Annotated in this window: 1 protein-coding gene; it reads right to left on the bottom strand. The window is 63.3% G+C overall.

Going from position 1 to position 558, the window contains the following annotated elements:
* Nucleotides 1-59: 59 nt before the first annotated feature.
* On the bottom strand, nt 60-558 hold a 499-nt coding region (locus tag AWB81_RS48250), incomplete at its 5' end, for an IS66 family transposase (protein WP_144444442.1).

Here is a 558-nt window from a genome sequence, read left to right as displayed (position 1 = left end):
GAAATTGCGTTTCGGGGCTACTCTGCGTGGCCTCATTAGGCCGACCATCCCCGGCTCGATTACGCCGATCCGTGACAGGTGTCGTCCACGTGCATGCGGGGCGCCTGCAACTGATGAACCCGCAGCGGTGGCAGCAGCACTTCGAGCAACTCGGCCGCCGCGAGCTTCCATTCGCACAGCGTCGCCCGAGGCAGGTACACGCCACGGCGCGCGTAGCGCATCTCCTGACGGTTTAATGGCAGATGATCGACATAGGTGTTGACCAGAATGTTTGCCAGCAGGCTCGCGCTCGCATTGCTCTTCGGCAGCGGCGACGGCTGGGCGCTGGCGGTCACTATGGTCGAATCGCCATCTTTCTTCGCTGCGTACTTGAAGCGAACGTGCTCGATGACGGTGAGCCTGGACGGCTCGTAGTGCAGCGTCTCGCTGCGCTCGTCGCCGATGCGCTCGAGCGTATCGAATGCGGCCTTCTGTTCGTCGCTCAGGTCGTATTCGACGCGCGTGCGGGGCAGGTCCTTCGACAAAGCAGGACGGCCCTTGCGGGTGTGGCCCTCAACC

Source organism: Caballeronia arationis (assembly GCF_001544975.2).
Taxonomy (GTDB): domain Bacteria; phylum Pseudomonadota; class Gammaproteobacteria; order Burkholderiales; family Burkholderiaceae; genus Caballeronia; species Caballeronia arationis.
Note: the sequence above shows the minus strand (reverse complement) of the source record. Positions and strands in the feature narration are given on the sequence as shown.